We start from the raw sequence: 25,109 nt of genomic DNA, 5'->3' as shown, positions 1-25,109 counted from the left end.
GGTCGGGCCGGGCGATTGTTAGCCTGCTAGCGTCTGGTTTTTAGAGGATGCCGCGGATGGCGACAGGCTACGTTTTTCACGAACAGCTGATGTGGCATGATACCGGCTCCAGCGCCGACATGATGCCTCCCGGCCGTTTCGTGGAACCCGGACGCCACCTGGAATCGCCTGGATCCAAACGACGGCTCAACAATCTCATCCAGGTCAGTGGCCTGGCACGCCATTTGGTTCCGATCATTGCCGAACCGGTAACGGTGGAAGACCTGCTGCGCGTCCACACGCAACGCCACGTCGATGATATCAGGATGCTGAGCGAAGGCGGATCCGGTTTCGCCGGGCCTCAGGCACCGATCGGCCTCAACAGTTTCGACATCGCGCTGTTGTCCGCCGGCACCACCTATGCCGCGATGCGTGCGGTGCTGACCGGCCGCGTCGACAACGCCTATGCGCTGGCGCGGCCGCCCGGGCACCACGCCGAACCCGACCAGGCCATGGGCAATTGCCTGTTCTCCAACATCGGCGTCGCCGTGCGGCGGCTGCAGCACGAGGGCCTGCTCGGCCGTGCCGCCGTGGTGGACTGGGACGTGCATCACGGCAATGGCACCGAGACGGTGTTTTATTCCGATCCGTCGGTGCTGACGATTTCGCTCCATCAGGACAATCTATACCCGACCGGACGCGGCGCGCTCGTCGACAACGGCAAGGGACCCGGCGAAGGCTATAACATCAACGTCCCGCTGCCGGCCGGCAGCGGCACAGGCGCCTATGAAGCCACGTTCGACCGCGTCATCGGTCCTGCCTTGCGCGCGTTCAAGCCCAACCTCGTCATCGTCGCTTCCGGTTTCGACGCGTCCGGCTTCGATCCGCTCGGCCGCATGATGCTCAACAGCGAATGTTTTCGCCGCCTTGCCGCGCGCATGGTGGCGTTTGCGGCCGAAGTCTCGAACGGACGGCTGATGATGAGCCATGAAGGCGGCTATTCCGAGGGCTATGTGCCATTCTGCGGCCACGCCGTCATCGAGACGCTGGCCAATCACCGCACCGAGGTGGTCGACCCGCTGTCGGACCATATCGACGAGTGGGCGGGGCAGGACCTGCAGCCGCATCAGGCGGCGGTGATCGATGCCGCTGAAGGCCTGCTCGCGGGCTTGCGCCAACGCCTCGCCAGCGCGGCCTGAAGCGATGGATTTCGCCATCACGACATTGCTCAATGCGCTGACGCTGATCAGCATCCTGATGCTGGTCGGGCTCGGGCTCGCCATCAGCTTCGGCCTGATGAACGTGACCAATCTGGCGCATGGCGAGTTTGTGACCGTCGGCGCCTTCGCGGTATACTTCATCCAGAGTATGGGCGGCTCGTTCTGGCTGGGCCTGGCTGCGGCGCCGATCGCCGGCGCCGTGGTCGGCTGCATCCTGGAATTCGCCGTCATTCGCCACCTCTATTCGCGGCCGGTGTCGACGGTGCTTGCCACCTGGGGCGTCAGCCTCATCCTGCAGCAAGGGCTGGAATTGACCTTTGGCCTCGGCGCCAAGCCGGTGACGCCGCCGGTCGAGGGCACGCTCGACCTCTTCTTCACCGTCTATCCGGCCTACCGGCTGATCCTGATTGCCATCGCCATGCTGACCCTGCTCGGCGTCATCCTGCTGATCAGCCGGACGTCGTTCGGGCTCGACATCCGCACCGTCATCCAGAACCGCGAAATGGCGGAGGGCGTCGGTATCAACACGCGCCGCACTTACGCCATCGCCTTCACCTTCGGCGCGGCAATCGCGGGGCTGGCTGGGGGACTGGTCGCGCCCCTGGCGATCGTGCTGCCGCAGATGGGGGTGAACTATCTCGCCAACGCCTTCTTCGTCGTCATCGTCGGCGGGGTCGGCTCGATTGGCGGCCTCGTCGCCGGCAGCGTCTTCGTCGGCGGGCTGACCAGCATCCTCAACTACCAGATCTCGCCATCGCTGGCGCAGGCGGTCGTGCTGCTGGCGGCCATCGTCGCCGTGCGGGTGCGGCCCAACGGCCTGTTCAACGGGGCGTCGCGATGATCGCCCGCGACCGCAACTGGCTGCTGATCTTCGCCGTCTGCGTGGCGCTCGCGATCCTCTATCCCTTCCTCGCCGACGGCTACCAACTGACGGTGATCCGCGACGCGCTGATCTTCGGCCTGTTCGCGGCGAGCCTCGACTTCTTCTGGGGCCGCACCGGAATCCTGTGTTTCGGCCACGCCGCCTTCTTTGGCATCGGCGGCTACATCATGGCATTGGTCACGCTCAATGACGCGATTCCTTTCGGCAGCCTGCTCGGCATCGTGGGCGCCATTGCCGGGGCTGCCTTCGTCGCCGCCATCATCGGTTACTTCCTGTTCTTCGGCGGCATCCGCGGCAGCTACTTCACCATCGTCACGCTGGCCATGGGCGTCATCTGCCAGCAGGCGGCCATCTCCTGGAGTTCGGTCACCGGCGGCGACAGCGGCCTGATCGGGATCCCGCCGATCGAATTCGATCTTGGCGGCCGGCATGTCGATCTCAGCCAGGACCTGTCGAGCTATATCTTCGTCGCGGTCATCGTGGCGGTGGCCGTTCTGTCGCTGTGGTCGATCAGCCGTGGCCGCTGGGGCACGGTGCTGACCGCCATTCAGGATAATGAGGTCCGGGCGGCGGCACTCGGCCACAATGCGCCGTTACGGCTGCTCGTCACCTTCATCCTTTCGGCAGCTATCGCCGGGCTTGCCGGCGCGCTCTATGTCTGCATGGCCGGGCTGGTTGCCCCCGACCTGTCCGGACTGCTTCTGTCGACGGAGGTCATTGTCTGGGTGGCGGTCGGCGGGCGCGGCACGCTGCTTGGCCCAGTGCTGGGCGCAATCTTCATCCAGCGCGCGCAGCAGACGATCAGCAGCTTCAATCCGAGCCTGTGGCCGCTGCTGCTGGGCTGCGTCTTCGTCATCATCGTCTTTGTCCTGCCGGACGGCATCCTGTCGATCTATGCGCGGCTGAAGAGCCTGTTCAAAGGCAGGAGCCAGGCCTGATGAGCGACGTCCTGCTCCAAGCCGAAAATGTCGGCATCCGCTTCGGAGGGTTGCAGGCCCTCGAAGGATTGAACCTGACGGTCCGCGACAAGGCGCTCTGCTGCATCATCGGCCCGAACGGCGCCGGCAAGAGTACCTTCCTCAACGTGCTGACCGGCACGTTGCGCCCGACCAGCGGCAGCGTCCATTTCCTCGGCCGCGACATTGCCGGCCTGCCGCTGCATCGCGTCGCCCGGCTCGGCATTGCCCGCAAGTTCCAGATCCCGTCGGTCTTCCCGAGCCTCTCGGTTGAGGACAACCTCAAGGTCGCACGATGGGGTGCCCCTTCCCCGGCGCGGCCAATCGGTGAATTGATGGAACTGGTCGCGCTGACCAATCGTGCTGCCACATTGGCCGGCGAACTGGCGCACGGCCAGAAGCAATGGCTGGAGATCGGCATGGCGCTGGCCATCGAGCCACGGCTGCTTTTGCTCGACGAGCCAACCGCCGGCATGACGCCGCAGGAGACGCTGGCGACGGCCGAAATGCTGCTGCGGCTGAAGGGCGAGTTCTCGATCGTCGCCGTCGAGCACGACATACGCTTCGTGCGGGCGCTGAATTGCGAAACGCTGGTGCTGCACCAGGGTCGCCGGCTTCGCAGCGGTCCCTTCCACGACATCGAGGCCGACGAGATGGTCCGCGACGTCTATCTGGGGAGGCGCTGACCATGCTGCGGACACTTGCCGTGTCGGCCGGCTACGGCCTGCTCCCGGTGCTGAACGGCATCGACCTCGGCGTCGCGGCGGGCGAAGTGGTCGGCCTGCTCGGCCGCAACGGCGCCGGGAAGACAACGCTGCTGCGCGTCATCGCCGGGGGCCTGAAGGCGAGCGGCGGTGCGGTGGTTCTCGGCGACCAGGATCTCACCAACGCCCCGGCCTTCCGCCGCGCGCGGGCGGGCATCGCCCATGTGCCGCAGGGCCGCGGTATCTTCAACCAGCTGACGGTGCGGCAGAACCTGGAAGTCGGCACGCGCGCCGCCAAGGATCGTGGCGACGGCGACATTCCAGCCGACATCTTTGGCTATTTTCCCATCCTTCGCGAGCGCGAGGCGCAGACCGCCGGTACGCTCTCGGGGGGCCAGCAGCAGATGCTGGCGATAGGCCGCGCACTGTGCGGCCTGCCGTCGGTGCTGCTGCTCGACGAGCCTTCGGAAGGCATCCAGCCGAACATCGTGCAGTCGATCGCCGAGCTGGTGCCGCGCATCGCGCGCGAGCGCGGCATCGCCATCGTCCTGGTCGAGCAGAATCTCGATCTCGTCCTCAAGGCGGCGGACCGCTGCCTGGTGATGGAGAAGGGCAGGATCGTGCATGAGGGCACGCCGGAAGCATTCGCCGACGAGACCCTGCTGAAGGACCTCTTGGCTTTGTAAGGCGTGCATGGGGCGCGCCTGGACTGGAAGGGAACACAACAATGATAAACAGAAGAACTGTTCTGAAATCCGGCGGCGCCGCGGCCGCCTTCGCAATGGTCGGCGCGCCGGGAATCCTGCGCGCCGCAGACACGGTCAAGGTCGGGCTGTCGATCCCGATCACCGGGCTGCAGGCGATCCTCGGCGAGACGCTGCTCAACTGCTACAAGCTCGCCGCCGCCGAACTCAACGCCGCCAACGGCATTGGCGGGCGCCAGGTGGAGCTCTTCATCGAGGACAACCAGACCACGACCAAGGGCTCCATCGACAAGGCCCGCAAGCTCCTCAACGAGGACAAGGTCGACGTGATCATGGGAACGATCATTTCGCCCGAGCGCAGCGCCACGCTTTCCGTCACCTCGAAGGCCAAGAAGCTGTTCTTCTACCCGACCAATTTCGAGGGCGGCGAATGCAATCGCTACTTCGTCGCCACCGGACCTATCCCGATGCAGCAGGTAGACCCGATGATGCCGTGGGTGGCCGAAAACCTCGGCAAGACCATCTACATCATGGCCTCCGACTACGCCTGGCCGCAGAAAATGGCCGAGGCGATCACAGCCGCCTATGAAAAGGCCGGCGGCAAGATCGTCGGCGCCGACTATTATCCGTTCGGCACCACGGATTTCGGCCCGGCCTTCCAGAAGATCAAGTCGCTGAAGCCCGATGTCGTGTGGTCGATGGTGGTCGGCAACGACGCCGTCACGCAGCTCAAGCAGTATCGCAGCTTCGACATCAAGCAGCCTCTGATCGCACCGCTCGACGAGGTCTTCAACAAGGACGCGCTGCCGCCTGGCGTCGCCGCCGGCACCTACGCGCCGCAGCCCTACTGGATGGCGCTCGACAACCCGGTCAACAAGAAGTTCATAGCGAACTTCCGCGAAAAATTCGGCCAGGAGAAGATGGTCAATGGCATCGGCGAGGCCGGCTATAACGGCCTGCATCTCTACGCGCTGGCGGCCGAGAAGGCCGGCTCGCTGAAGGACGACGATGTGCTCAAGGCGCTGCCGACGATCGAGTTCGATGCGCCACAAGGCAAGATCCGGGTCGATGCCAGCAACAACCACACGCTCTGCCATTCCTATGTCGGCAAGGCGGCGGCGGACGGCATCGGCTACGAGATCGTCAAGGATTTCGGCACGATCGCGCCGGTAACGCCTTACTGCAAGCTGTAGGCATCAACCGATCCTGACGGCGGCTTTGCCGCTGCCGTCAGGGTGCCTTTGGCGCCGGCAGTCGCTCTCGCAATTCGTCGACGAGCACCCTGGTGTTTTCGGAATAGTCGATGGGCACCACGACGAGATGCACGCCGCCGCCGGCGAAGGCCTGTTCCAACGCCGGTTGCAGGTCGGCTATCGCGCCAACCCTGGTGCCCTTGGCGCCATAGGCTTCGGCGTATTTGACGAAGTCGGGATTGCCGAAGGTCATGCCGAAATCCGGGAATTCGTCGACAGCCTGCTTCCAGCGGATCATGCCATAAGCGTGGTCTTCCAGCAGCAGGATGACGAGGTTGAGCTTGAGCCGGACAGCAGTCTCCAGTTCCTGGCTGTTCATCATGAAACCCCCATCGCCAGCGATAGCCATGACACGACGCTGGGGATAGAGCAGTGCCGCCATCATCGCCGACGGCAGGCCGGCACCCATGGTGGCCAGCGCATTGTCGAGCAGCAGCGTGTTGGCCATGCGCGTGCGGTAGTTGCGCGCGAACCAGATCTTGTACATGCCGTTGTCCAGCGCGAGGATCCCATCCGCCGGCATCACGGCGCGCACATCATGTACGATGCGCTGCGGCGTGAAACGGTCTTCGGTGGCGCGCGCGGCGATGCGGCTCAAAATGCCTTCGCGCAGCGGCAGCAGGGCCTGCGCGTTGGGAATCCTGCCCTCGATGCGGTCCGCCAGCAGCGCCAGCGACGGGCCGAGGTCGCCGACGATCTCGGCTTGCGGGAAATAGACCTGCTCGACATCAGCCGTCTGGTAGCCGACATGAATAACCTTCGGTCCTTTCGCCCCCATGATGAAGGGCGGCTTCTCGACCGTGTCGTGGCCGATGGTGATGATCAGGTCGGCCTGTTCGATGGCCTCGTGCACGTAGTCGCGTTCCGAAAGAGCCGCCGTTCCCATGTAGAGTTCGGTGCCGCCGGGCACCGTGCCCTTGCCCATCTGCGTGGTAAAATAGGGAATCTGCGTTCGCAGCACGAACTGGGCGACATCGGGAGTCACCCGCGGGCGCGACGCCGCGGCGCCGAACATCAGCAGCGGACGCTTGGCCTCGATGATCATGCGGGCGGCGCGATCGAGCGCGCCAGCGCTGGCCAGGGGCAATTCGACCGGATGTGTCGGCACCAGCGCGATCGGCTCGCATTCCGCCGCCGCGATGTCTTCCGGCAGTTCGAGGTGCACGGGGCCGGGGCGCTCTTCCTGGGCGACGCGGAAGGCTTCGCGCACCAGCGACGGGATCATCCTGGGCGAGACGATCTGGCGCGACAGCTTGGTCAGCGGCTTCATCGCCGCGACGATATCGACGATCTGGAAGCGCGCCTGCCGGGACGACAGGATGCCCTTCTGGCCGGTGATCATGATCATCGGCATCGCGCCGAGCAGCGCATAGGCAGAGCCGGTGGTCAGATTGAGCGCGCCGGGGCCAAGCGTGGTGATGCACACACCCGGCTTGCCGGTGAGCCTGCCATAGGTGGCGGCCATGAAGGCGGCCGCCTGCTCGTGGCGCGTCAGGATCAGCTGAATCGACGAGCGGCGAATGGATTCGACGATGTCGAGATTTTCTTCGCCCGGAATGCCGAAAATTCGTTCGACCCCTTCATTTTCGAGGGCCGCCACGAACAGATCCGAACCCTTGGTCATGAACCGTCTCTCCTGCGATGCGCGCATTCCATAAGCCATCTTCATATGGCACCGGAACGCCACGCCTCAAAGAGCGCATGTCGTCTGTTGGCGATCACGCCATCATTTTCGGCAAGGCGGCCGCCAATGCGTCGACGGCCAGCCGGACCTTGAGCGACAGATGCGGCGTCCGCAGCCAGAGCGCATGACAATCGTAGGGATAGCGCGGCTGGTCCGGCAACAGCTCGACCAGCGTGCCGACCTGGATGCGCTCGCGAGCCAGCCAGTAAGGCAACCACGCCAGTCCCATGCCGTCGACGGCGGCATCGGCGATGGCATCCAGATCGTCGAGCCGCAGCCGGCCGTTTGGGGTGACCTCGAGCGCAGTCTGCCCCTCGCGCGGAAATAGCCACGGCTGAACGATCATGCCGAGCCGGCGGTAGACAATCGCCTGGTGATCGGCGAGGTCCTCGATCCGCCGTGGCTCGCCATGAATTTCAAGATAGGAAGGCGCGGCACAGACGACCATGTCCTGGCGTGCAAGGCGACGCGCGATCACGCCGGCCTTGTCGTCCAGACCGCCGGTCCGGATGGCGAGGTCAAAACCGTCCTCGGCGAGATCGGCGAAGCGGTCGCTGAGCGACAGCTCGAGTTCCAGCATTGGATACTGCCCTGCCAGCTTCAGCAGCACGGGGGCGACGCAATGGCGCCCGAAATGCGCCGGCATGGTGACACGCAGTTTTCCGCGCGGTTCCGAGAGCTGGTCGGCGGCGAGCGCATCGGCCGCTTCGGCCTCGGCCAGCACCAGGCGGCACCGCTCATAATAGGCGCGGCCAAAATCGGTCAGGCTCTGGCGGCGCGTGGTCCGGTTAATCAGACGCATGCCAAGCCGCTCCTCGAGAAACCGGACATGCTTGCCGACCATCGGTCCGGATAGATCGAGCGCGGTGGCCGCCGCCGCGAACGAGCCGAGATCGACCGCCCTGACGAACACGGCCATGCTCTCGAGCCTATCCATATTCGAAACTCCTGGTTTCTACTGAACAATCCAAACAGCCGTTTATCGCACAAAGCTTTCGCGTCATAGCTCATTCAGTGTCAAATATTTTGGAGTGAGCCAAATGGCCCGTATCATTCGCTTCCACCAGCATGGCGGTCCCGAGGTCCTGCGCATCGAGGAGGTCGACCTTCCGCCACCGGGTCCGGGCGAGGTTCAGATCCGCGTCAAGGCGCTCGGCCTCAACCGCGCCGAGGCGTTGCTGCGCGCGGGCAGCTACATTGAGACACCCGTCCTGCCCTCCGGGCTTGGGCTGGAAGCGGCGGGCGTCATCGAGGCAATTGGCGAAGGCGTGATGGGGCTGGCACATGGTGACGCCGTGAGCGTCATCCCGCCGCAATCGATGGTTCGCTGGCCGGCTTACGGTGAGCTTGTCACCTTTCCCGCGGGGCTCATCGTCAAGCATCCGGCGTCCCTCGACTGGCAAACCGCGGCGGCGGTCTGGATGCCGTACCTCACCGCCTACGGCGCGCTGATCGACATCGCCAGGCTGCGCCGCGAAGAGGTCGTCGTCATCACGGCGGCTTCGAGCAGCGTCGGGCTTGCAGCGATCCAGATCGCCAACAGCGTTGGTGCGATAGCAATCGCGGTGACGCGGACATCGGTGAAGAGGCAGGCTCTGCTCGACGCCGGCGCGGCGCATGTCGTGGTCCTTGAGGAAGAGGAACTTGCCGACAGACTGAGCCAGATCGCCGGGCCGCAAGGCGTGCGCGTGGTGCTGGATGCGATCGGCGGGCCGATCTTCGAGCCGCTGACTGCGGCGATGTCGCGAGGCGGCATTCTGATCGAATATGGCGGCCTCAGCAGCCAGCCGACGCCGTTCCCGTTGCCTGCGGTACTGGGCAAGACACTGACGTTGCGCGGCTATCTCGTGCATGAGATCACCGGCAACCCGGAGAAGTTGGAGCCGGCCAAGGCATTCATCCTCGAAGGCCTCGCGGACGGCGCGCTCAGGCCGATCATCGACAGGATCTTTCCCTTCGACCGGATCGTCGAGGCGCATCGCTATCTCGAATCGAACGGGCAGTTCGGCAAGATCGTGGTGACGGTTTGAGCAGCAAATCGCTCTCACCGGCAACATTGCCCCTTGAAGGCTTCGTCCCGCATTCCTAACTCCCGTGTGCGGGCCGGGCCCCTCTGACTGTCGCTTTGGCGACCGTGATGTCGGACCGCTTCAACGGGCCCGTTTCCATTCCTTTCGGTTAAGTGGGCTCATTACTTTCTGGTTAGGAGCCCCACATGACATCTTCCCTCCTCGGCATGGTTTGCCCCTCCTGCCGCGTCGCCCTCGTGATGAGCGAACGCCAGGGGATCGAGATCGACTACTGTCCGCAGTGCCGCGGCGTCTGGCTCGATCGTGGCGAACTCGACAAGATCATCGAACGGTCCACCAGGGACGCGTCTCCCGCGCCGCAGCCACAGCCGGCGCCATTTGCCCAGCCGCAACACAGCCGGGACCGCGATGGCGACTATTCCCGCTCGCATGGCCACCGCTATCCGAAGCGGAAGAAATCATTTTTCGAAGAGCTGTTCGATTGACCATATGAGCCCGGTCTTCCCGAGGCCAGCCTTTGCCGAAAACGTCCGAAACCACAGCGATAAAGGTCACCCCGATGATTTCCCGCACAAGCCGATTTGTCACCCTCTTTGCCGGCCTGTTCCTTGCATTCTCCATGGTCGCGATCGATCATGCCGAGGCGCGGCGCGGCGGCAGTTTCGGCAGCCGCGGCACACGCACGTTCCAATCGGCACCGCCGACCCGGACCGCGCCGGCGCCGACCGCTCCGGTCGAGCGTTCGATGACACCCAACGCCGGCGTCAACAATGCTGCCCGGCAACCACAGACCGGCCTGCAGAGGCCCGGCTTCATGAGCGGCTTCGGTGGAACGATGATGCGCGGCCTGCTGATCGGCGGCCTGATCGGACTGCTCCTTGGCCAAGGTTTCGGCGGCCTCGCCGGCATGTTCGGATTCCTGCTCCAGGCCCTGCTCATCGGTGGCGCGATCATGCTGGCCATCAGGTTCTTCCGGTCGCAATCCGCGCGTGGCCCCGCGCCCGCGCTCGCCGGCATGGGCGATGCCCAAGCTTCACGGTTCGAGAACCGCGCAACGGCACAGCAGAACACGAGCAGCGCTGGCTCCTTCACAATTCCCGGGTTTGGCGGCGGATCGGGCGGAGGCTACGAGACCACCCGATCCGAAGAGATCACGCTGGCCCAGGCCGACCTTGACGCGTTCCAGCAGCTGTTGACCGATGTCCAGGAAGCGTTCGGGCGCGAAGACCATGCGGCATTGCGCCGGTCGGTCACGCCCGAGATGGTATCCTATCTCTCGGAAGAGCTGGCCGACAATGCCCAGAAAGGTCTCAGGAACGAAGTGTCCGACGTCACCCTGCTGCAGGCCGACATCGCGGAAAGCTGGCGCGAGGATGACCGCGACTACGCCACGGCGGCGTTGCGCTACGAGTCTCGCGACGTGATGCGCGAACGGGCGAGCGGCAAGGTCGTCGAGGGCGACGAAGAGCATCCGACGGAGACGACCGAGTTGTGGACGTTCACGCGCCAGAATGGCTCGACCTGGAAGCTCTCGGCCATCCAAGAGGCTTGAGCCCGGCTAGTCTGCTGGCCGGCGGTCACGCGACGATCTTGACACACATCGGCGTGCCGATCTCGATGCTGCGCCCGGTATTGGTCAGCATGCCGTTGCCGGCGTCGCGGACGAAGATCGAAATGCGGTCGGCATTCTGGTTGGCGGAGAACAGATGGCCGCCCGAAGGCGTCAGCGCCAGGTTGCGTGGCGTGGCGCCTCCGCAAGGGACATAGCCGACAAGACTTAAGCTGCCGGTCTGCTGGTCGACCGCCATGATGACGACGCTGTCGTGGCCACGGTTGCCGCCATAGACGAAACGGCCGTCCGGCGAGATCTGGATATCGGCGCAGTGATTGCTGTCGCGGGCCTCGGCCGGCACCGCCGGCTTGGTGTCGATGATCGATAGCCTGCCGGTCGCATTGTCGAGCGCCATCGACGCGACGGTCGAATCCAGCTCGTTCATGACAAAGACAAAGCGGCCGTTCGGGTGCAAGGCAATGTGACGCGGGCCGGCACCCGGAGGGAGCGCGGACTCTGCGAGCTTCACCAGACTTCCGTTCTGTCCGATCCGATAGGACACCAGCCGGTCGATGCCGAGATCGGCGACGATTGCCGTTCCACCGGCAATGGTTTCGGTGACGCTGTGGGCATGCGAGCGTTCCTGCCGCGTCGCGTTGGGGCCGGTGCCTTTGTGCGAAACGCTGGCCAATGGCGCGGACAGTGCGCCCTCCCCGTCGAAACCATACACAGCCACCGCTCGGTCCGGACCACCCTCGCCCATGCCGTAATTGGCGACCAGGAGTTTGGTGCCGTCGCGCGTGACGGTATTGTGCGCCGTGATGCTGCCCAGCGATGGCTGTTTGTTCAAATAGGCGAGCGTGCCCGAGCCGCGATCGAAGCTGTAGGCCGAGACCGTGCCCTCGCGCCAGGTGAAGACTTCCGAATTGGCGTAGATGCGCGAGCCATCCGGTGTCACCGACAGGAAGGTAGGGTTGTCGACATTATTCGTCTCGGCCAGCTTTCTTGTTTGCAGCGTTTCCTCGTCGAAGCTGTAGACACCAAGGCCGACGCCTCGCGCACTCTGAAAATAAGGCGCTTCGCGGTTCAGGCTGCCGACGAAGACCAGACAGGCTTTGCGCATGTTTTCCCTCCCTGCCCGCCGGTGCTCAGTACCGTGGGACCGCCAAAATTTCGCTTGTCCTCGCTTGCAACGCAACCCCATATGTGAAAATAGTATTTACAAAAGAAGATTGACGGGAGGAGACGTCGTGCACCCAGGCGCTTTGAAGCGTGCTCGAATGGCTGGATGGGCGCTCTCGCGAGCCCGGTGGACTACGCCATGAGCGATTTCGCGCCAACCGTTGGCGTTGTCTCGACGCATCCCAGGAATATGCCCGCCGATCATGCCGCCCTGCCGGTGTGGAACGCCGAGAACTGGTTCTATGAGGACTGGCCGGTCGGCCAGAAAATCCGCTCGCTGCGTCGCACCATGGCCGAGGGCGACAGTCACCTTTTCAACGCACTGGTGCTCGACATCCATCCTTACGTGCAGGACCAGATGTTTGCCGAGAGCGAGGGCATTTTCGGCAAGCGGCTGATTGCCGGCGCGTTCGTCTTCTCGGCGGGCCTCGGGCTGGTCGCCACCAACTGCGTCAACGCTTTTTCCTATGGCTATGACAAGCTACGATTCATAAAGCCTGTCTTCATCGGCGACACGATCTATTCGATCCGTTCCAACCTCGACAAACACCCCCGCTACAAGGAGATGGGGCTGATCCGCGCCAGCTACGAGGTGTTCAAGGGCGAAGGCGAGCTCGTTCTTTATTGCGAGCATCTGCAGACGGTGAAGTACCGCAACCCTGCCGATTTCGTCGGCAAGACGGAGAAGTAGAAATGCCGGCAGCAGCCGAATTGCCGCTTGCCGGTCTCGTCGTCGTCGACATGAGCCAGTTCCTGTCTGGACCCTACTGCTCGCTCAGGCTGCTCGATCTCGGCGCCCGCGTCATCAAGATAGAGCGTCCTGACGGCGGCGACCTGTCGCGCCGGCTCTATCTCAGCGACACCGAGATCGGCGGCGATTCCACCATCTTCCATGCCATCAACCGGGCCAAGGAAAGCCTCGCCATCGATCTGAAGAACGAGGCGGACCTCAATACATTGCGCGGGCTGCTGGCCAAGGCCGATGTGCTGATCCAGAATTTCCGACCGGGCGTCATCGAGCGCCTTGGCCTCGACTACGAGACCGTCCGCCAGATCAATCCGCGCCTGGTCTATGCCTCGATCAGCGGCTATGGCGAGGATGGCCCGTGGGTGAAGCGCCCGGGCCAGGATCTGCTGGCGCAGTCGCGCTCCGGCGTGATGTGGCTGAACGGCGACGAAGACCAGGGACCGGTGCCGTTCGGCCTCGCCATCGGCGACATGCTGGCGGGTGCGGCCTGCGCGCAAGGCATCCTGGCCGCACTGGTGCGGCGCGGCATCACTGGCCAGGGCAGCCATATCGAGACCAGCCTTCTGGAAGCGCTGGTCGACTTCCAGTTCGAGGTGCTGACCACGCATCTCAATGACGGGCGCCGCCTGCCCAGGCGCTCGAGCTTCCGCAGCGCGCATGCCTATCTCTCGGCGCCTTACGGAGTCTATCCGGCCAAGGACGGCTATCTCGCCATCGCCATGACGCCGATCCCCAAGTTGGCCGACCTTTTGTCGCTCGATGAATTGGCTCCCTATCGCGACAAGCCGGCATCCTGGTTCACCGCGCGCGACGATATCAAGGCGATCATCGCCCAGAGAATCGCGACCAAGACCATCGACGATTGGCTGGCCATTCTCGAACCCGCCGACATCTGGTGCGCCAAGGTGCTGACCTGGCCGGAGATGCTGGCAAGCGAGGGTTTTCAGGCCCTCGACATGCTGCAGACGGTGACGCGCGAGGACGACGTCTCGATCCTCACCACCAGTTCGCCGCTGAGGGTCGACGGTATCAGGGCCAAGGTCGACCGCGCGGCACCCCGCATCGGGGAGCACAGCGCAAAAATCCGCGAGGAGTTCGACCTGTGAGCCTCAAGCTTAGGGGTATGACCTGGAGCCATCCGCGTGGCTATGATCCCATGGTTGCCTGCTCGGCTCTATGGCGCGAGCGGACAGGAGTTGCCATCGAATGGGACAAGCGTTCGCTGCAGGATTTCGAGTCCTTCCCGGTCGAGGAGTTGGCGCGCGCCTACGACCTCATCGTCATCGACCATCCGCATGTCGGCCAGATCACCGCGGAGCGCTGCCTCGAGCCTCTCGACGTCGCCGGCCGCGAGGCGGAACGCGCCGCGCTTGCGTCGGGGAGCGTTGGCCAGTCCTATCCGAGTTACACATGGCAAGACCGGCAATGGGCGTTTCCGATCGATGCGGCCAGCCAAGTGCAGGCCTGGCGGCCGGACGCGCTCGATGCGCCGGCAGCGACGTGGAGCGAAGTGCTCGATCTCGCCCGGCAAGGCCGCGTGCTGCTGCCGCTGCGACCGCCGCATTGCCTGATGACCTTCTACACGCTGGTCGGTAATCTCGGGCATCCCTGCGCGACCGATCCGTCGGGCGATCTCATCGCTGTCGAGACGGGCTGCGAAGTCTTCGAGACGATGCGTGAGATCGCCGCGCTGGTCGACCCGACGTGCTTCGACATGGACCCGATCGCCGTTTCGGAACGCATGGCCGAGGCTGGTTCCCGCATTGTCTGCGCGCCGCTGATCTATGGCTACGTCTCTTATGCGGCGTCGGGTTTTCGCGCCAACAGGTTGGCTTTTGCCGACATCCCGGCGGTCGGTTCCAATGGTCCGATCGGCTCGGCGCTCGGCGGCACAGGCATAGCCGTATCAGCCTTCTCCAAGGCTAAAGAGGCAGCGATCGATTTTGCCTATTGGGTCGCCAGCGGCGATGTCCAGCGTGGCATCTATGCCGCCGCCGGCGGCCAGCCGGGCCATGCGGCTGCCTGGGAAGACCAGACTATCAATGAAGTGGCCGGCAACTTCTATCGAGGCACGCGCGCGACGCTGGAGGGCGCCTGGGTGCGGCCGCGCCATGACGGCTACATGGCGTTCCAGCAGGCGGCGTCAGACCGCATCAATTCCGGCCTGACCTCCGGCCATCCTGCCGGCCGGGTCGTCGCCGATCTCATCAGCCTGTTCCGGGCCAGTTCCCCCTCGCCTGGCGAGAGCTGAGCGAGGTCGCTATTTCAACCGCCAAAGCTTGCGGGCATTGCCCGACAACAGCCTGTCACGCTCCGAAACGCTGCAACCCGAGAGCAGCGCATGGGTCGCCGCCACCCAGGTCGAGAGACCGCCACCAAGCGTGCAGACCGGCCAGTCGCTGCCCCAGACGACACGGTCCCAGCCGAACGAATTGATGGTGTGTTCGACGTAAGGCCGCAGCGTATCGACGGTCCAATTGGCGGCGTCGGCATAGGCGACCACGCCGGAAATCTTGGCCATCACGTTCGGGCGCCGTGCGATCTCGCTCATGTGTTCGCGCCAGGGATGCTCGGCTCCGCCCTTGATGTCGGGAACGCCGCAATGGTCGAGGACGAACTGTACGTCGGGCGCCAGTTCGGCGAGCGCGATCGCCTTGGGAATCTGATGCGGCAGCACGACGAGGTCGAAGGTCAGGCCGGTGCCGCCAAGCCGCTTGATGTTGTCACGGAACAGCGCGCCTTCCGAAAGATCGTCCGGCACGACGTGAAGGACGCGGCGGAAACCCTTGACGAAGGGGTTTGTCCGCTGGCGTTCGAGATAAGCGGCAAAGTCAGCGTCTTCGGGACGGCAGGATGCTATTGTCCCAGAGAGCATGCTGCCCGCTTGCCGCGAGAGGCCCTCGACACGGGCGGTCTCCGCCTCGATGTCGGCCGGGTCGACATCGACCTCCATGTGCAGCACGCGTTCGACACCGGCACGCTTTGCCTCCGTGGCGTATTCCTCATAGGAGAAATCGCGGTTCAGTGCCGGTACGCCGGCAAGCCAGGGGTAGCGAAGCGCCGAGCGATCGATGAGATGCAAATGGGTGTCGATGATCATGGCGGGCTCCTCCCTGTAGCTTTTTCGATCCTCTCACGGAGGAATTCTTCATTCAAATAAGAATTCAGGCCGATGAACCGACGGCCGACCCAGCGAGGTGCGACAGCTTCTCGCAGGTTGCGAGCAGCAACTCGATGGTGCGGGTGATGTCGGGTGCCGAGGGCGCGTTGACGACCGTAATGTAGGGGATCGACAGCGCCGCTATGGCCTTGCCGTCGGAACCACGCACCGGAGCGGAAAGGTTGAAGACGCCCGCGGTCTGCATGGAAGCCATCATCTCGTAGCCGCGGTCGCGGATCTGGTCGAGACGGGCGAAGAACTCGGCCGGCTGCGCGGTCTTGTCGGTGCTGCGGACGTGCTCCGAGATCATCATCTGCCGCTCTTCCGGTGAACGGAAGGCGAGCAGGACATGGCCTGAACCGGTGTCGAACAGGCTGATGTGGGAGCCGACCCGGATCGAAATCCCCCAGTAGTTCGGCGCCTCCTGCTGTCCTATCACCACGGCGGAACCACGATCAAAAACAACGAGTTGGTTGGCCTGCTGCGAGGTCTCGGCCAGTTCGCGCATCAGCGGCGTCGCATAGGAAACCAGCCGCCGCACCGGCGCGTGCAATTGTGCCAGGCCAAACAGCTTGAGCGTCAGCGAATAACGATCGCCATCGAGCCGTGTGACGTAACCGCGCCGCACCAGCCGGTCCAGCATGCGGTAGAATTCATTGGGGCTGCGGTCGAGCTTCTTGGCGATTTCCGCCTGGGTCAGGCCACCGTCCACGCCCGCTAGAAGCTCAAGGATGTCGAGCCCCTTGTCGAGCGCCGGCGCGCGATAACGTTCGTCTTCGCTGTCGTCCATGGCTCATCCCTCCAGTGAATTCAACTCTTCATATACGCAGGAACGCGGCCAGGCGGAAACAAATTTCGCCTTGACGTACGGATGAATGTTTTGTTTGTATATGAATGTAGCATTTCTTGTCACGTGACGAGTTGCGGGCGCCACCGAGGCGCACCCAGGGAGGATACCAATGAACAGACTGCTTTCCGGCGTATGCGCCGGCGCATTGATGCTTGCGTCAGGCGCAGGCACCGCCCTTGCCGGCGACCTGCCCGGCAAGTTCGACGGCGTGACCGTCGACGTGAAGCTGATCGGCGGCCAGCAATATGAGAAGCTCTACGAGCGCATTCCCGAATGGGAGAAGGCGACAGGCGCCAAGGTCAACATCCTGACCAAGAAGAACGGCTTCGACATCGACAAGGAATTGAAGTCCGACATCGCCTCGGGCAGCACCAACTGGTGCGTCGGCTGGAATCATTCCTCCTTCGCGCCGCAATACACCGGCCTCTACACCGACCTCAGCAAGCTCCTGCCGAAGTCGGAGATCGACGCCTTCGTGCCGTCGACGATCAAGGCGGCAACCATCGACGGCAAGCTGGAAATGCTGCCGCGCGCGCAGTTCGACGTCTCGGCGCTCTACTACCAGAAGAGCCTGTACGAGAACGCCGACAACAAGACCAAGTTCAAGGCCAAATACGGCTATGACCTGGTGCCGCCGGACACCTGGAAGGAAGTCACCGACCAGGCTGAGTTCTTCGCCAACCCGCCCAATTTCTACGGCACGCAGTTTGCCGGCAAGGAAGAGGCGATCAATGGCCGCTTCTACGAAATGGTCGTCGCCGAGGGCGGCGAATATCTCGACAAGGACGGCAAGCCGGTCTTCAATTCCGAAGCCGGCATCCGGGCGCTCGACTGGTTCGTCAACCTCTACAAGGCCAAGGCCGTGCCGGCCGGAACCACCAACTACCTCTGGGACGATCTCGGCCAGGGCTTTGCCTCGGGCACCGTCGCCATCAATCTGGACTGGCCGGGCTGGGCTGGCTTCTTCAACGATCCGAAATCGTCGAAAGTCGCGGGCAATGTCGGCGTCAAGGTCGCGCCGAAAGGTTCCGCCGGGGTGCGCACCGGCTGGTCGGGCTTCCATGGCTTCTCGGTGACCGAGAACTGCCCGAACAAGGAGGCAGCGGCATCGCTCGTATGGTGGCTGACCAACGAGGACAGCCAGAAGCTCGAGGCCACCGCCGGCCCGCTGCCAACGCGCACCGCGGTCTGGGATTGGGACCTGCAGCAAGCCGCCAACGACCCTTACAAGAAGGAGGTTCTGTCGGCTTTCCAGGAAGAAGCCAAGCACGCCTTCGCCGTGCCGCAGACGCCTGAGTGGATCGAGATCTCGAACGCCGTCTATCCCGAGTTGCAGGCCGCGATTCTCGGCGACAAGACCTCCAAGCAGGCACTGGACGAAGCCGCCGCCAAGGCGACGCAGATCCTGCAGGACGCTGGCAAACTGTAAGCATTGCTCCCAAGATTGCCTTCCCCATCGTGAATGGGGGAGGCGATCGCCTTTTGCCGGCGTTGCCCGTTTCATCATGTCGGGCCTCTGCCCAAATTTGAATGCCAGACACCAGAGGAGCCCGATGAAGGGCCTCAAGCCATCCGCGCCGTTCCTGCTGCTGCTTCCGGCCATCGTCGTTCTGGCGGCGGTCGTCGTGGTGCCGCTGCTTCTGTCGCTCTATTCAAGCTTCACGCCGTTCCGCCTGACCAAGCCCGAGACGTTCTTCGTCTTCATCGGCCTCAGGAATTACCTGTCGATCCTGGCCAACACCGATTTCTGGTGGGCATTCGGCCGTACCGTTCTGTTGCTGACGATCGCGCTCAATCTTGAAATGCTGCTTGGCCTTGGTCTCGCCATGTTGGTTGAGAAGGCGACGCGCGGCCAGCGCATCCTGCGCACGCTGATGATGTTTCCGATGATGTTCTCGCCGATCCTCGTCGGCTTCCAGTTCAAGTTCATGTTCAACGACAATATCGGCCTGGTGAACAATGCGCTGCAGTCGCTTGGCATCACCAGGGACGCCATCCCGTGGCTGATCGAGGGTCACCTCGCCTTCATCGCCATCTCGGTTGCCGAGATCTGGTCGTCGACGGCGATCTTCGCCATCCTGATCCTCGCCGGGCTGCTCGCCATGCCCAAAGAGCCGATCGAGGCGGCGCGCGTCGATGGCTGCACGCCGTGGCAGACCTTCCGTTATGTGACCTGGCCGTTCGTCATGCCCTTCGCCTACATCGCCATGACCATCCGCTCGCTCGACGTGGCGCGTGCCTATGACATCGTCAAGATCATGACCGATGGCGGTCCGGCCGGCCGCACGGAGCTTTTGTGGACTCTGGTCGCACGCACCGCCTACAGCGACGGGCGCATGGGCATGGCCAACGCCATGGCGTATTTCTCGATCCTGCTGTCGATCGCCTTCACAGTCTACTTCTTCAACAAGCTCGCCGCGGCGCGCACGCAAATCGGCGCGGAGTGGTGAAGATGGACGAGAATTCTTCCGCCCGCCTTAAGCGCAGGCTGCTTGATATCGTCTATCGCATCGGCCTGTTCCTGGCGATGCTGACCATCTGCCTGCCGGGCTTGTGGATCGTCCTGTCGTCGCTGCGGCCGACGGTCGAGATCATGGCCAAGCCGCCGGTGTGGATCCCGCAGGATATTTCGTTCGACGCCTATGTCGCGATGTTCTCAGGCATCGGCAAGGGTGGCATCCCTGTCATCGAATATTTCCGCAACTCGCTGATCATCTCGGTGACTTCGACGGTGATCGCGGTCGCCATCGGCATGGCGGGCGGCTATGCCTTCGCGCGCTATCGCTTTCGCGGGAAATCGAGCGTCTTCCTCGGCCTGATGCTGACACGCACGGTGCCCGGTATCGCGCTGTCGCTGCCGCTGTTCTTCCTCTATGTGCGGCTCGGTATCATCGACACGCATTTCGGGCTGATCCTTGCCTATGTCGCGCTCAACGTGCCTTTCACCATCTGGCTGATCGACGGCTTCTTTCGCCAGGTGCCGAAGGATCTCGCCGAGGCAGCACAAATCGACGGCTGCACGCGCTGGCAGGCCTTTTGGCAGGTCGAGTTCCCGCTCGCCGGACCAGGCATCGCATCGGCCGCGATCTTCGCCTTCCTGACCTGCTGGAACGAGTTCGCGCTGGCCTCCCAACTGACCCGCTCGGTCAGCGCCAAGACGCTGCCGGTCGGCCTGCTCGACTACACGGCCGAGTTCACCATCGACTGGCGAGGCATGTGCGCGCTCGCCGTGGTGATGATCATTCCGGCGCTCACCCTCACTTTCATCGTCCAGAAGCACCTTGTCGGCGGCCTGACCTCCGGCGCGGTGAAAGGCTGATCTCATGGCAACGGTTTCCCTCAAAAAGCTGACCAAGCGCTACGGCAATATCGAGATCGTGCATGGCATCGACCTCGACATCACCGACCGCGAATTCATCGCGCTGGTCGGTCCTTCCGGCTGCGGCAAGTCGACGACGCTGCGCATGATCGCCGGGCTGGAAGAGATCAGCGCCGGTTCGATCGAGATTGGCGGGCGCGTCGTCAACGATTTGCCGCCGCGTTCGCGCAACATCTCGATGGTGTTCCAGTCCTATGCGCTCTACCCGCACATGACGGTGCGCGAAAACCTCGGCTTCTCCTTGAAGATCGCCGGCGCCGCCAAGGACGACATGGATCGCCGCGTCGCCGAGGCCTCGGCCATCCTGGGGCTCGATGCTTTGCTCGACCGTCGGCCATCGCAACTGTCCGGCGGCCAGCGCCAGCGCGTCGCCATGGGCCGCGCCATCGTGCGTGACCCCGACGTCTTCCTGTTCGACGAGCCGCTTTCCAATCTCGATGCCAAGCTCAGAACGCAGATGCGCACCGAGATCAAGAAGCTGCACGCCAAGGTGCAATCGACGGTGATCTACGTCACCCACGACCAGGTCGAGGCGATGACGCTTGCCGATCGTATCGTCATCATGCGCGACGGACATATCGAACAGGTTGGCACCCCAGATGAAGTGTTCCGCCGGCCAGCCACGCGCTTCGTTGCCGGCTTCATCGGCTCGCCGCCGATGAATTTGCACGAGGCGACGGTCGACGACGGTCAGCTGGTTTTCGCCAGCGGCGCCAAGCTGCCCCTGCCCGGTCAGTTCAAGGTCAACGTCGCTGCCGGCGACAAAGTCGTGTTCGGGTTGCGGCCAGACGACATCTATCCGACCGGCCATGGTATCAGCTCCGGCGGCGCGGCCGACGTGCATCAGATCGAACTGCCGATCACCGTCACCGAGCCGCTCGGCAACGAGACGTTGGTGTTCGTCGAGTTCAACGGCAGTGACTGGGTGTCTCGCATGCTGAACCCCAGGCCGCTGAAGCCAGGCGAGCGCGTCGCCATGAGCCTCGACCTGTCGCAGGCGCATCTGTTTGCCGCTGAGACCGGAAAGACATTGCGGAGTTGACCGACATGGCCAAGATCGAAAAGATAGAATTGCGCATGGTCGACCTTGTGCCCAAGGTCAAGCGCACCGACGCGATCCAGAGCTTCGTCAGCCAAGAGACGCCAATCGTCACCATCACCGATTCCGATGGCGCGGTCGGAACCGGCTACAGCTACACGATCGGCACCGGCGGCTCGTCGGTGATGCGGCTCCTGTCCGACCATCTGGTGCCGCGCCTGATCGGCCGCGACCCTGATATGATCGAAGCGATCTGGCACGATCTCGAATTCGCCACCCACGCCACCACGATCGGCGCCATCACGGCAATCGCCATCGCGGCGATCGACACGGCGCTCTGGGACCTCAGGGCGAAGAAACAGGGCCTGCCGCTATGGAAGCTCGCTGGCGGCGCCAAGGACCGCTGCCCGCTTTACACGACAGAAGGCGGCTGGCTGCACATCGAGACGCAGGCGCTGGTCGACGATGCGGTGACCGCCAAGGCCAAGGGGTTTCGCGGCTCGAAAGTGAAGATCGGCAGGCCGCATGGCTCCGAGGATCTCGCGCGGTTGTCGGCGGTGCGCAAGGCGGTGGGCGACGGCTACGAGATCATGACCGACGCCAATCAGGGTTTCTCCGTTGACGAGGCGATCCGGCGCGCGGCGAGGCTTCGAGAACTCGATCTTGCCTGGATCGAGGAGCCGCTGCCGGCCGACGACATAGACGGGCATATCAGGCTGTCGAATTCGACGCCGACGCCGATCGCCATCGGCGAGTCGCTCTATTCCGTCAGGCACTTCCGCGAATACATGCAGAAAGGCGCCTGCTCGATCGTGCAGGTCGATGTCGGCCGCATCGGCGGCATCACGCCCTGGCTCAAGATCGCCCATGCGGCGGAGGCCTTCGACATTCCAGTCTGCCCGCATTTCCTGATGGAATTGCATGTCAGCCTGACCTGCGCTGTTCAGAACGGCAGGTATGTCGAGTACATTCCGCAACTCGACCAGTTGACCGGCAAGCACATGCGCATCGAGGATGGGCATGCGCTGGCGCCCGACGAGCCCGGTATCGGCATCGATTGGGACTGGGACGCGGTCAAGGCCATGAGCATCGCCGAATTCACCACGGCGATCACGACATAAGGAGCTGATATGCAGCGGATGGGATTTGTGCTTGGGCTGAAGCCGGAGAAGGTCGAGGACTATGTTCGCCTCCATGCCGCCGTCTGGCCTGACGTGCTGACCATGATTTCGGCATGCAACATCAAGAACTATTCCATTTACCTGAAGCGGCCGGAGAACCTGCTGTTCAGCACCTTCGAATACCACGGCACCGACTACGAGGCCGACATGGCCAAGATGGCGGCCGATCCGAGGACGCAGGAATGGTGGGCCGTCTGCATACCTTGCCAGGAGCCGCTTGCGACCCGCAAGGAGGGTGAATGGTGGGCTTCGATGGACGAGGTCTTCCACCATGACTGAGGCCGGTTTCGACCCTGCCTCACTCGTCCAGGCCTGGGCCAAACCCTCACAACCCCGACCGATCGTCACTTTCGGTGGAGGGTCGATTGTCGGCGACGCGCATTTCCCGGCCTACCGAAAAGCGGGGTTTCCGATCGCCGGTCTTTACGATCCGGACCAGGCCAAGGCGCGCGCCCTGGCCGATAAATGGGACGTGAAGGCGTTCCGCTCGGTGCAAGAAGCCGCTGGAGTTAAGGACGCGATCTTCGATCTGGCAACGCCACCGGGGCGGCACGCCGATATCCTGAAGGCTCTGCCCGACGATGCGGTCGCACTGATCCAAAAGCCGATGGGCAATTATCTCGAGGAGGCAAGCGAAATCCTCGAAATCTGCCGCGCCAAGAAGCTCAAGGCGGCGGTGAATTTCCAGCTCCGCTTCGCGCCGATGATGCTGGCGCTGAAGGACGCCATCGCCAAGGGCTGGCTCGGCGAGGTCGTCGACTTCGATGCCTGGCTGGCGCTGGCGACGCCGTGGCAGTTGTGGGAATTCCTGCTCAAGGCGCCGCGCGTCGAGATCGCCATGCACTCGATCCACTATCTCGACCTGATCCGGCAGTTGCTCGGTGACCCCAAGGGCGTGCATGCCAAGACGCTCGGCCATCCCAATCATTCCGTGGCGCAGACACGCACCAGCGCCATTCTCGACTATGGCGACACCGTACGCTGCGCGCTATCGATCAACCACGACCACAAGTTCGGGCGCCGGCATCAGGCCTGCGAATTTCGCGTCTGCGGCACCGAGGGTGCCGCCTATCTCAAGCTCGGTCTCAATCTCGATTATCCCCGGGGCGAGCCGGACATTCTGGAAATCTATCCGAAGGGCGGATCGGACTGGATCGCGGTGCCCTTGGCCGGCGAGTGGTTTCCCGACGCCTTTGTCGGGCGCATGGCAAATGTCCAGCGCTTTGCATCCGGCGAAGACGCCGAACTGATCAGTTCGGTCGAGGACGCATGGAACACAATGGCGCTGGTGGAAGCCGCCTATCGTTCGAGCGCGGCGCCGGCGACGCCGATCGCGGAAAGGCCCTGATGGAACAGATCCAGTATTTCGAGGAGTACGAGATCGGCTCGACGCGGCTGACCAGCGGCCGCACGATTACCGAGACCGACTTCATCGTCCATGCCGGTCACACCGGCGATTTCTTCCCGCACCACATGGACGCCGAGTTCATGAAGACGACGCAGTTCGGCCAGCGCATCGCGCATGGCACGCTGGTGTTCTCGGTCGGCATCGGGCTGACGGCAACGGTCATCAATCCCGTCGCTTTTTCCTATGGCTACGACCGGCTGCGCTTCATCAAGCCCGTGTTCATCGGCGACACGATCCGCACACGCACCACCATCGCGGCCAAGGAGGACGACCCCAAGCGCCCCGCTTCGGGGCGGGTGATCGAGCGCTGCGAAGTGATCAACCAGCGCGGCGAGGTGGTGCTGGCGGCCGACCACATCTACATCGTCGAACGCCAGCCGGCCTGACGCAATGTCCGCTATGCGCCGGTAGCGCGCTTGGTGATGCGCTCCAGACCGAGCAGCAGGACCAGCGTTGCCGCCACCAGGATCATGGTGAGCGCCGCCCCCGCAAAGATGTCGCCGCGATCGGTCAGTGAGAAAATCGACACCGGCAGCGTCACCCAGCCCGGCGGATAGACCATCACGGTCGCGCCAAGCTCGCCCATGGACAGCGCGAAGCTCAGCCCGAAGGCCGCGACCAGATAGGGGGTGAGCAAGGGCAGCGTGACATGCCGGAGCCGATAGGCAGGGCGTGCGCCAAGGCTCGACGCGACCTGCTCGAAGTCGGGCGACAGCCGCGCAAGCCCGGCCGATACATTGCCGAAGGTGAAAGCCGAGATCAGCACGAAATGCGCGATCATGACGATTGCGATCGTGCCGTTGAGCAACAGCGGCGGATGGCTGAACGCAACCAGCAGGCCAAGGCCGACCGACACCGAAGGCACAGCGCTCGGGATGAAGAACAGCAGGCCGAGCAAACGCTTCAAGATGTGACCCTGAAGACGAAGCGACAATGCCGCCCAGGTGCCGCTGACCAGCGCCAATGCGCTTGCCGCGAAGCCGGTGACGAGGCTCGCCTTGACCGCGTTCCAGGCCGCGCCCTTGGCGACATCCGCGTAGTGCTCCGTGGTCAAGCCATTGGGCAGCACGCCGTTCCATTGGTCGGCGAGGCTGGACAAGAGGATGACAGCCAGCGGCGCGAGGAACAGCACGCCGAAGATCAGCGCGAAGATCACCCAGATGACGAAGCGGCCGGGACGTGACCAGACCAGCATCG

General features: G+C 63.6%; 26 protein-coding genes. 20 read left to right on the top strand and 6 right to left on the bottom strand.

Going from position 1 to position 25,109, the window contains the following annotated elements; translation table 11 throughout:
• Positions 1–56 precede the first annotated feature (56 nt).
• The 6 genes from FJ543_RS24835 to FJ543_RS24810 are packed head-to-tail and all read left to right on the top strand — an operon-like array spanning position 57 to position 5,639.
• The gene (locus FJ543_RS24835; RefSeq protein WP_015319035.1) at positions 57–1,178 is read left to right on the top strand and encodes a class II histone deacetylase; all 1,122 of its coding nucleotides are present in this window, start codon (positions 57–59) and stop codon (positions 1,176–1,178) included.
• Positions 1,123–2,040, top strand: coding sequence for an urea ABC transporter permease subunit UrtB (gene urtB / locus FJ543_RS24830; RefSeq protein ID WP_224595494.1), 918 nt, complete (start codon positions 1,123–1,125; stop codon positions 2,038–2,040). Before FJ543_RS24835 ends, urtB begins: the two co-directional genes overlap by 56 nt.
• The gene (locus FJ543_RS24825; protein WP_140823445.1) at positions 2,037–3,020 is read left to right on the top strand and encodes a branched-chain amino acid ABC transporter permease; all 984 of its coding nucleotides are present in this window, start codon (positions 2,037–2,039) and stop codon (positions 3,018–3,020) included. The genes urtB and FJ543_RS24825 overlap by 4 nt, the downstream gene beginning before the upstream one ends.
• Positions 3,020–3,724: an ATP-binding cassette domain-containing protein gene (locus FJ543_RS24820; RefSeq protein WP_140877943.1), complete on the top strand. Its 705-nt coding sequence runs from the start codon at positions 3,020–3,022 to the stop codon at positions 3,722–3,724. The genes FJ543_RS24825 and FJ543_RS24820 overlap by 1 nt, the downstream gene beginning before the upstream one ends.
• Positions 3,725–3,726: 2 nt before the next feature.
• Positions 3,727–4,428 (top strand): ABC transporter ATP-binding protein, encoded by a 702-nt coding sequence (locus FJ543_RS24815; RefSeq protein ID WP_140661557.1) that lies wholly within the window; start codon positions 3,727–3,729, stop codon positions 4,426–4,428.
• Positions 4,429–4,469: 41 nt separating this feature from the next.
• On the top strand, positions 4,470–5,639 hold the full coding sequence (locus FJ543_RS24810) for a substrate-binding protein (protein WP_140877942.1): 1,170 nt from the start codon (positions 4,470–4,472) through the stop codon (positions 5,637–5,639).
• Between the two features lie 37 nt (positions 5,640–5,676).
• Here the strand turns inward: FJ543_RS24810 and FJ543_RS24805 are convergent, their stop codons facing one another.
• Together FJ543_RS24805 and FJ543_RS24800 are read right to left on the bottom strand one after the other, a co-directional pair.
• The gene (locus FJ543_RS24805) at positions 5,677–7,323 is read right to left on the bottom strand and encodes an acetolactate synthase large subunit (RefSeq protein ID WP_140877940.1); all 1,647 of its coding nucleotides are present in this window, start codon (positions 7,321–7,323) and stop codon (positions 5,677–5,679) included.
• A gap of 94 nt (positions 7,324–7,417) precedes the next feature.
• Positions 7,418–8,320, bottom strand: coding sequence for a LysR family transcriptional regulator (locus tag FJ543_RS24800; RefSeq protein ID WP_140877938.1), 903 nt, complete (start codon positions 8,318–8,320; stop codon positions 7,418–7,420).
• A 103-nt stretch (positions 8,321–8,423) separates the two neighbouring features.
• Between FJ543_RS24800 and FJ543_RS24795 the strand changes: the two genes are divergently transcribed.
• The 3 genes from FJ543_RS24795 (at position 8,424) to FJ543_RS24785 (ending at position 10,965) form a co-directional block, all read left to right on the top strand.
• Positions 8,424–9,413 (top strand): zinc-dependent alcohol dehydrogenase family protein, encoded by a 990-nt coding sequence (locus tag FJ543_RS24795; RefSeq protein ID WP_140877936.1) that lies wholly within the window; start codon positions 8,424–8,426, stop codon positions 9,411–9,413.
• A gap of 185 nt (positions 9,414–9,598) precedes the next feature.
• Positions 9,599–9,898: a zf-TFIIB domain-containing protein gene (locus tag FJ543_RS24790; RefSeq protein ID WP_140617465.1), complete on the top strand. Its 300-nt coding sequence runs from the start codon at positions 9,599–9,601 to the stop codon at positions 9,896–9,898.
• Between the two features lie 74 nt (positions 9,899–9,972).
• Entirely contained in the window at positions 9,973–10,965 is a 993-nt protein-coding gene (locus FJ543_RS24785; protein WP_140617466.1) for a Tim44 domain-containing protein, read from the top strand.
• A 25-nt stretch (positions 10,966–10,990) separates the two neighbouring features.
• On the opposite strand, the gene FJ543_RS24780 is transcribed toward FJ543_RS24785, so the two are convergent.
• A complete protein-coding gene (locus tag FJ543_RS24780) occupies positions 10,991–12,088 on the bottom strand; it encodes a lactonase family protein (protein WP_140823451.1) in 1,098 nt (365 codons plus the stop codon).
• Positions 12,089–12,286: 198 nt separating this feature from the next.
• Here FJ543_RS24780 and FJ543_RS24775 point away from each other — a divergent pair, with 198 nt between their 5' ends.
• From FJ543_RS24775 to FJ543_RS24765, 3 genes are read left to right on the top strand one after another with little or no spacing between them, the layout of a single operon-like run.
• A complete protein-coding gene (locus FJ543_RS24775; RefSeq protein WP_140877934.1) occupies positions 12,287–12,838 on the top strand; it encodes a MaoC family dehydratase in 552 nt (183 codons plus the stop codon).
• A 2-nt stretch (positions 12,839–12,840) separates the two neighbouring features.
• Entirely contained in the window at positions 12,841–14,001 is a 1,161-nt protein-coding gene (locus FJ543_RS24770) for a CaiB/BaiF CoA-transferase family protein (RefSeq protein ID WP_015319048.1), read from the top strand.
• Positions 13,998–15,146 carry an extracellular solute-binding protein gene (locus FJ543_RS24765; RefSeq protein ID WP_015319049.1) on the top strand — a complete coding sequence of 383 codons (1,149 nt, stop codon included), beginning with the start codon at positions 13,998–14,000 and terminating at the stop codon, positions 15,144–15,146. Before FJ543_RS24770 ends, FJ543_RS24765 begins: the two co-directional genes overlap by 4 nt.
• A gap of 9 nt (positions 15,147–15,155) precedes the next feature.
• On the opposite strand, the gene FJ543_RS24760 is transcribed toward FJ543_RS24765, so the two are convergent.
• Together FJ543_RS24760 and FJ543_RS24755 are read right to left on the bottom strand one after the other, a co-directional pair.
• Positions 15,156–15,995 (bottom strand): amidohydrolase, encoded by an 840-nt coding sequence (locus FJ543_RS24760; RefSeq protein WP_140877932.1) that lies wholly within the window; start codon positions 15,993–15,995, stop codon positions 15,156–15,158.
• A gap of 64 nt (positions 15,996–16,059) precedes the next feature.
• Complete coding sequence (locus FJ543_RS24755; RefSeq protein ID WP_023771193.1) at positions 16,060–16,845, bottom strand: IclR family transcriptional regulator; 786 nt, start codon at positions 16,843–16,845, stop codon at positions 16,060–16,062.
• A gap of 169 nt (positions 16,846–17,014) precedes the next feature.
• On the opposite strand from FJ543_RS24755, the gene FJ543_RS24750 reads away from it, so the two are divergent.
• The 8 genes from FJ543_RS24750 to FJ543_RS24715 all read left to right on the top strand — a co-directional run bounded on the left by FJ543_RS24750 (position 17,015) and on the right by FJ543_RS24715 (position 24,298).
• Positions 17,015–18,334 carry a sugar ABC transporter substrate-binding protein gene (locus FJ543_RS24750; protein ID WP_140724430.1) on the top strand — a complete coding sequence of 440 codons (1,320 nt, stop codon included), beginning with the start codon at positions 17,015–17,017 and terminating at the stop codon, positions 18,332–18,334.
• Between the two features lie 124 nt (positions 18,335–18,458).
• Complete coding sequence (locus FJ543_RS24745) at positions 18,459–19,355, top strand: sugar ABC transporter permease (protein ID WP_140877930.1); 897 nt, start codon at positions 18,459–18,461, stop codon at positions 19,353–19,355.
• Positions 19,356–19,357: 2 nt separating this feature from the next.
• Positions 19,358–20,224 (top strand): carbohydrate ABC transporter permease, encoded by an 867-nt coding sequence (locus tag FJ543_RS24740; RefSeq protein WP_140617472.1) that lies wholly within the window; start codon positions 19,358–19,360, stop codon positions 20,222–20,224.
• 4 nt (positions 20,225–20,228) lie between these two features.
• The gene (gene ugpC, locus FJ543_RS24735) at positions 20,229–21,326 is read left to right on the top strand and encodes a sn-glycerol-3-phosphate ABC transporter ATP-binding protein UgpC (protein ID WP_140877928.1); all 1,098 of its coding nucleotides are present in this window, start codon (positions 20,229–20,231) and stop codon (positions 21,324–21,326) included.
• 5 nt (positions 21,327–21,331) lie between these two features.
• A complete protein-coding gene (locus tag FJ543_RS24730) occupies positions 21,332–22,444 on the top strand; it encodes a mandelate racemase/muconate lactonizing enzyme family protein (protein WP_140877926.1) in 1,113 nt (370 codons plus the stop codon).
• Between the two features lie 9 nt (positions 22,445–22,453).
• Positions 22,454–22,783 (top strand): L-rhamnose mutarotase, encoded by a 330-nt coding sequence (locus tag FJ543_RS24725; protein WP_015319057.1) that lies wholly within the window; start codon positions 22,454–22,456, stop codon positions 22,781–22,783.
• A complete protein-coding gene (locus FJ543_RS24720) occupies positions 22,776–23,852 on the top strand; it encodes a Gfo/Idh/MocA family oxidoreductase (protein ID WP_140877924.1) in 1,077 nt (358 codons plus the stop codon). Before FJ543_RS24725 ends, FJ543_RS24720 begins: the two co-directional genes overlap by 8 nt.
• Positions 23,849–24,298 (top strand): MaoC/PaaZ C-terminal domain-containing protein, encoded by a 450-nt coding sequence (locus tag FJ543_RS24715; protein WP_181174093.1) that lies wholly within the window; start codon positions 23,849–23,851, stop codon positions 24,296–24,298. The genes FJ543_RS24720 and FJ543_RS24715 overlap by 4 nt, the downstream gene beginning before the upstream one ends.
• 11 nt (positions 24,299–24,309) lie before the next feature.
• Here the strand turns inward: FJ543_RS24715 and FJ543_RS24710 are convergent, their stop codons facing one another.
• Positions 24,310–25,107, bottom strand: a complete 798-nt coding sequence (locus tag FJ543_RS24710; RefSeq protein ID WP_140877920.1) for an ABC transporter permease subunit — start codon at positions 25,105–25,107, stop codon at positions 24,310–24,312.
• Positions 25,108–25,109 lie beyond the last annotated feature (2 nt).

This window comes from Mesorhizobium sp. B2-5-7 (assembly GCF_006440875.1).
GTDB classification, from domain to species: Bacteria; Pseudomonadota; Alphaproteobacteria; order Rhizobiales; family Rhizobiaceae; genus Mesorhizobium; species Mesorhizobium australicum.
The sequence above is the reverse complement of the archived record's forward strand: the minus strand, read 5'-3'. Positions and strand labels throughout refer to the sequence as shown.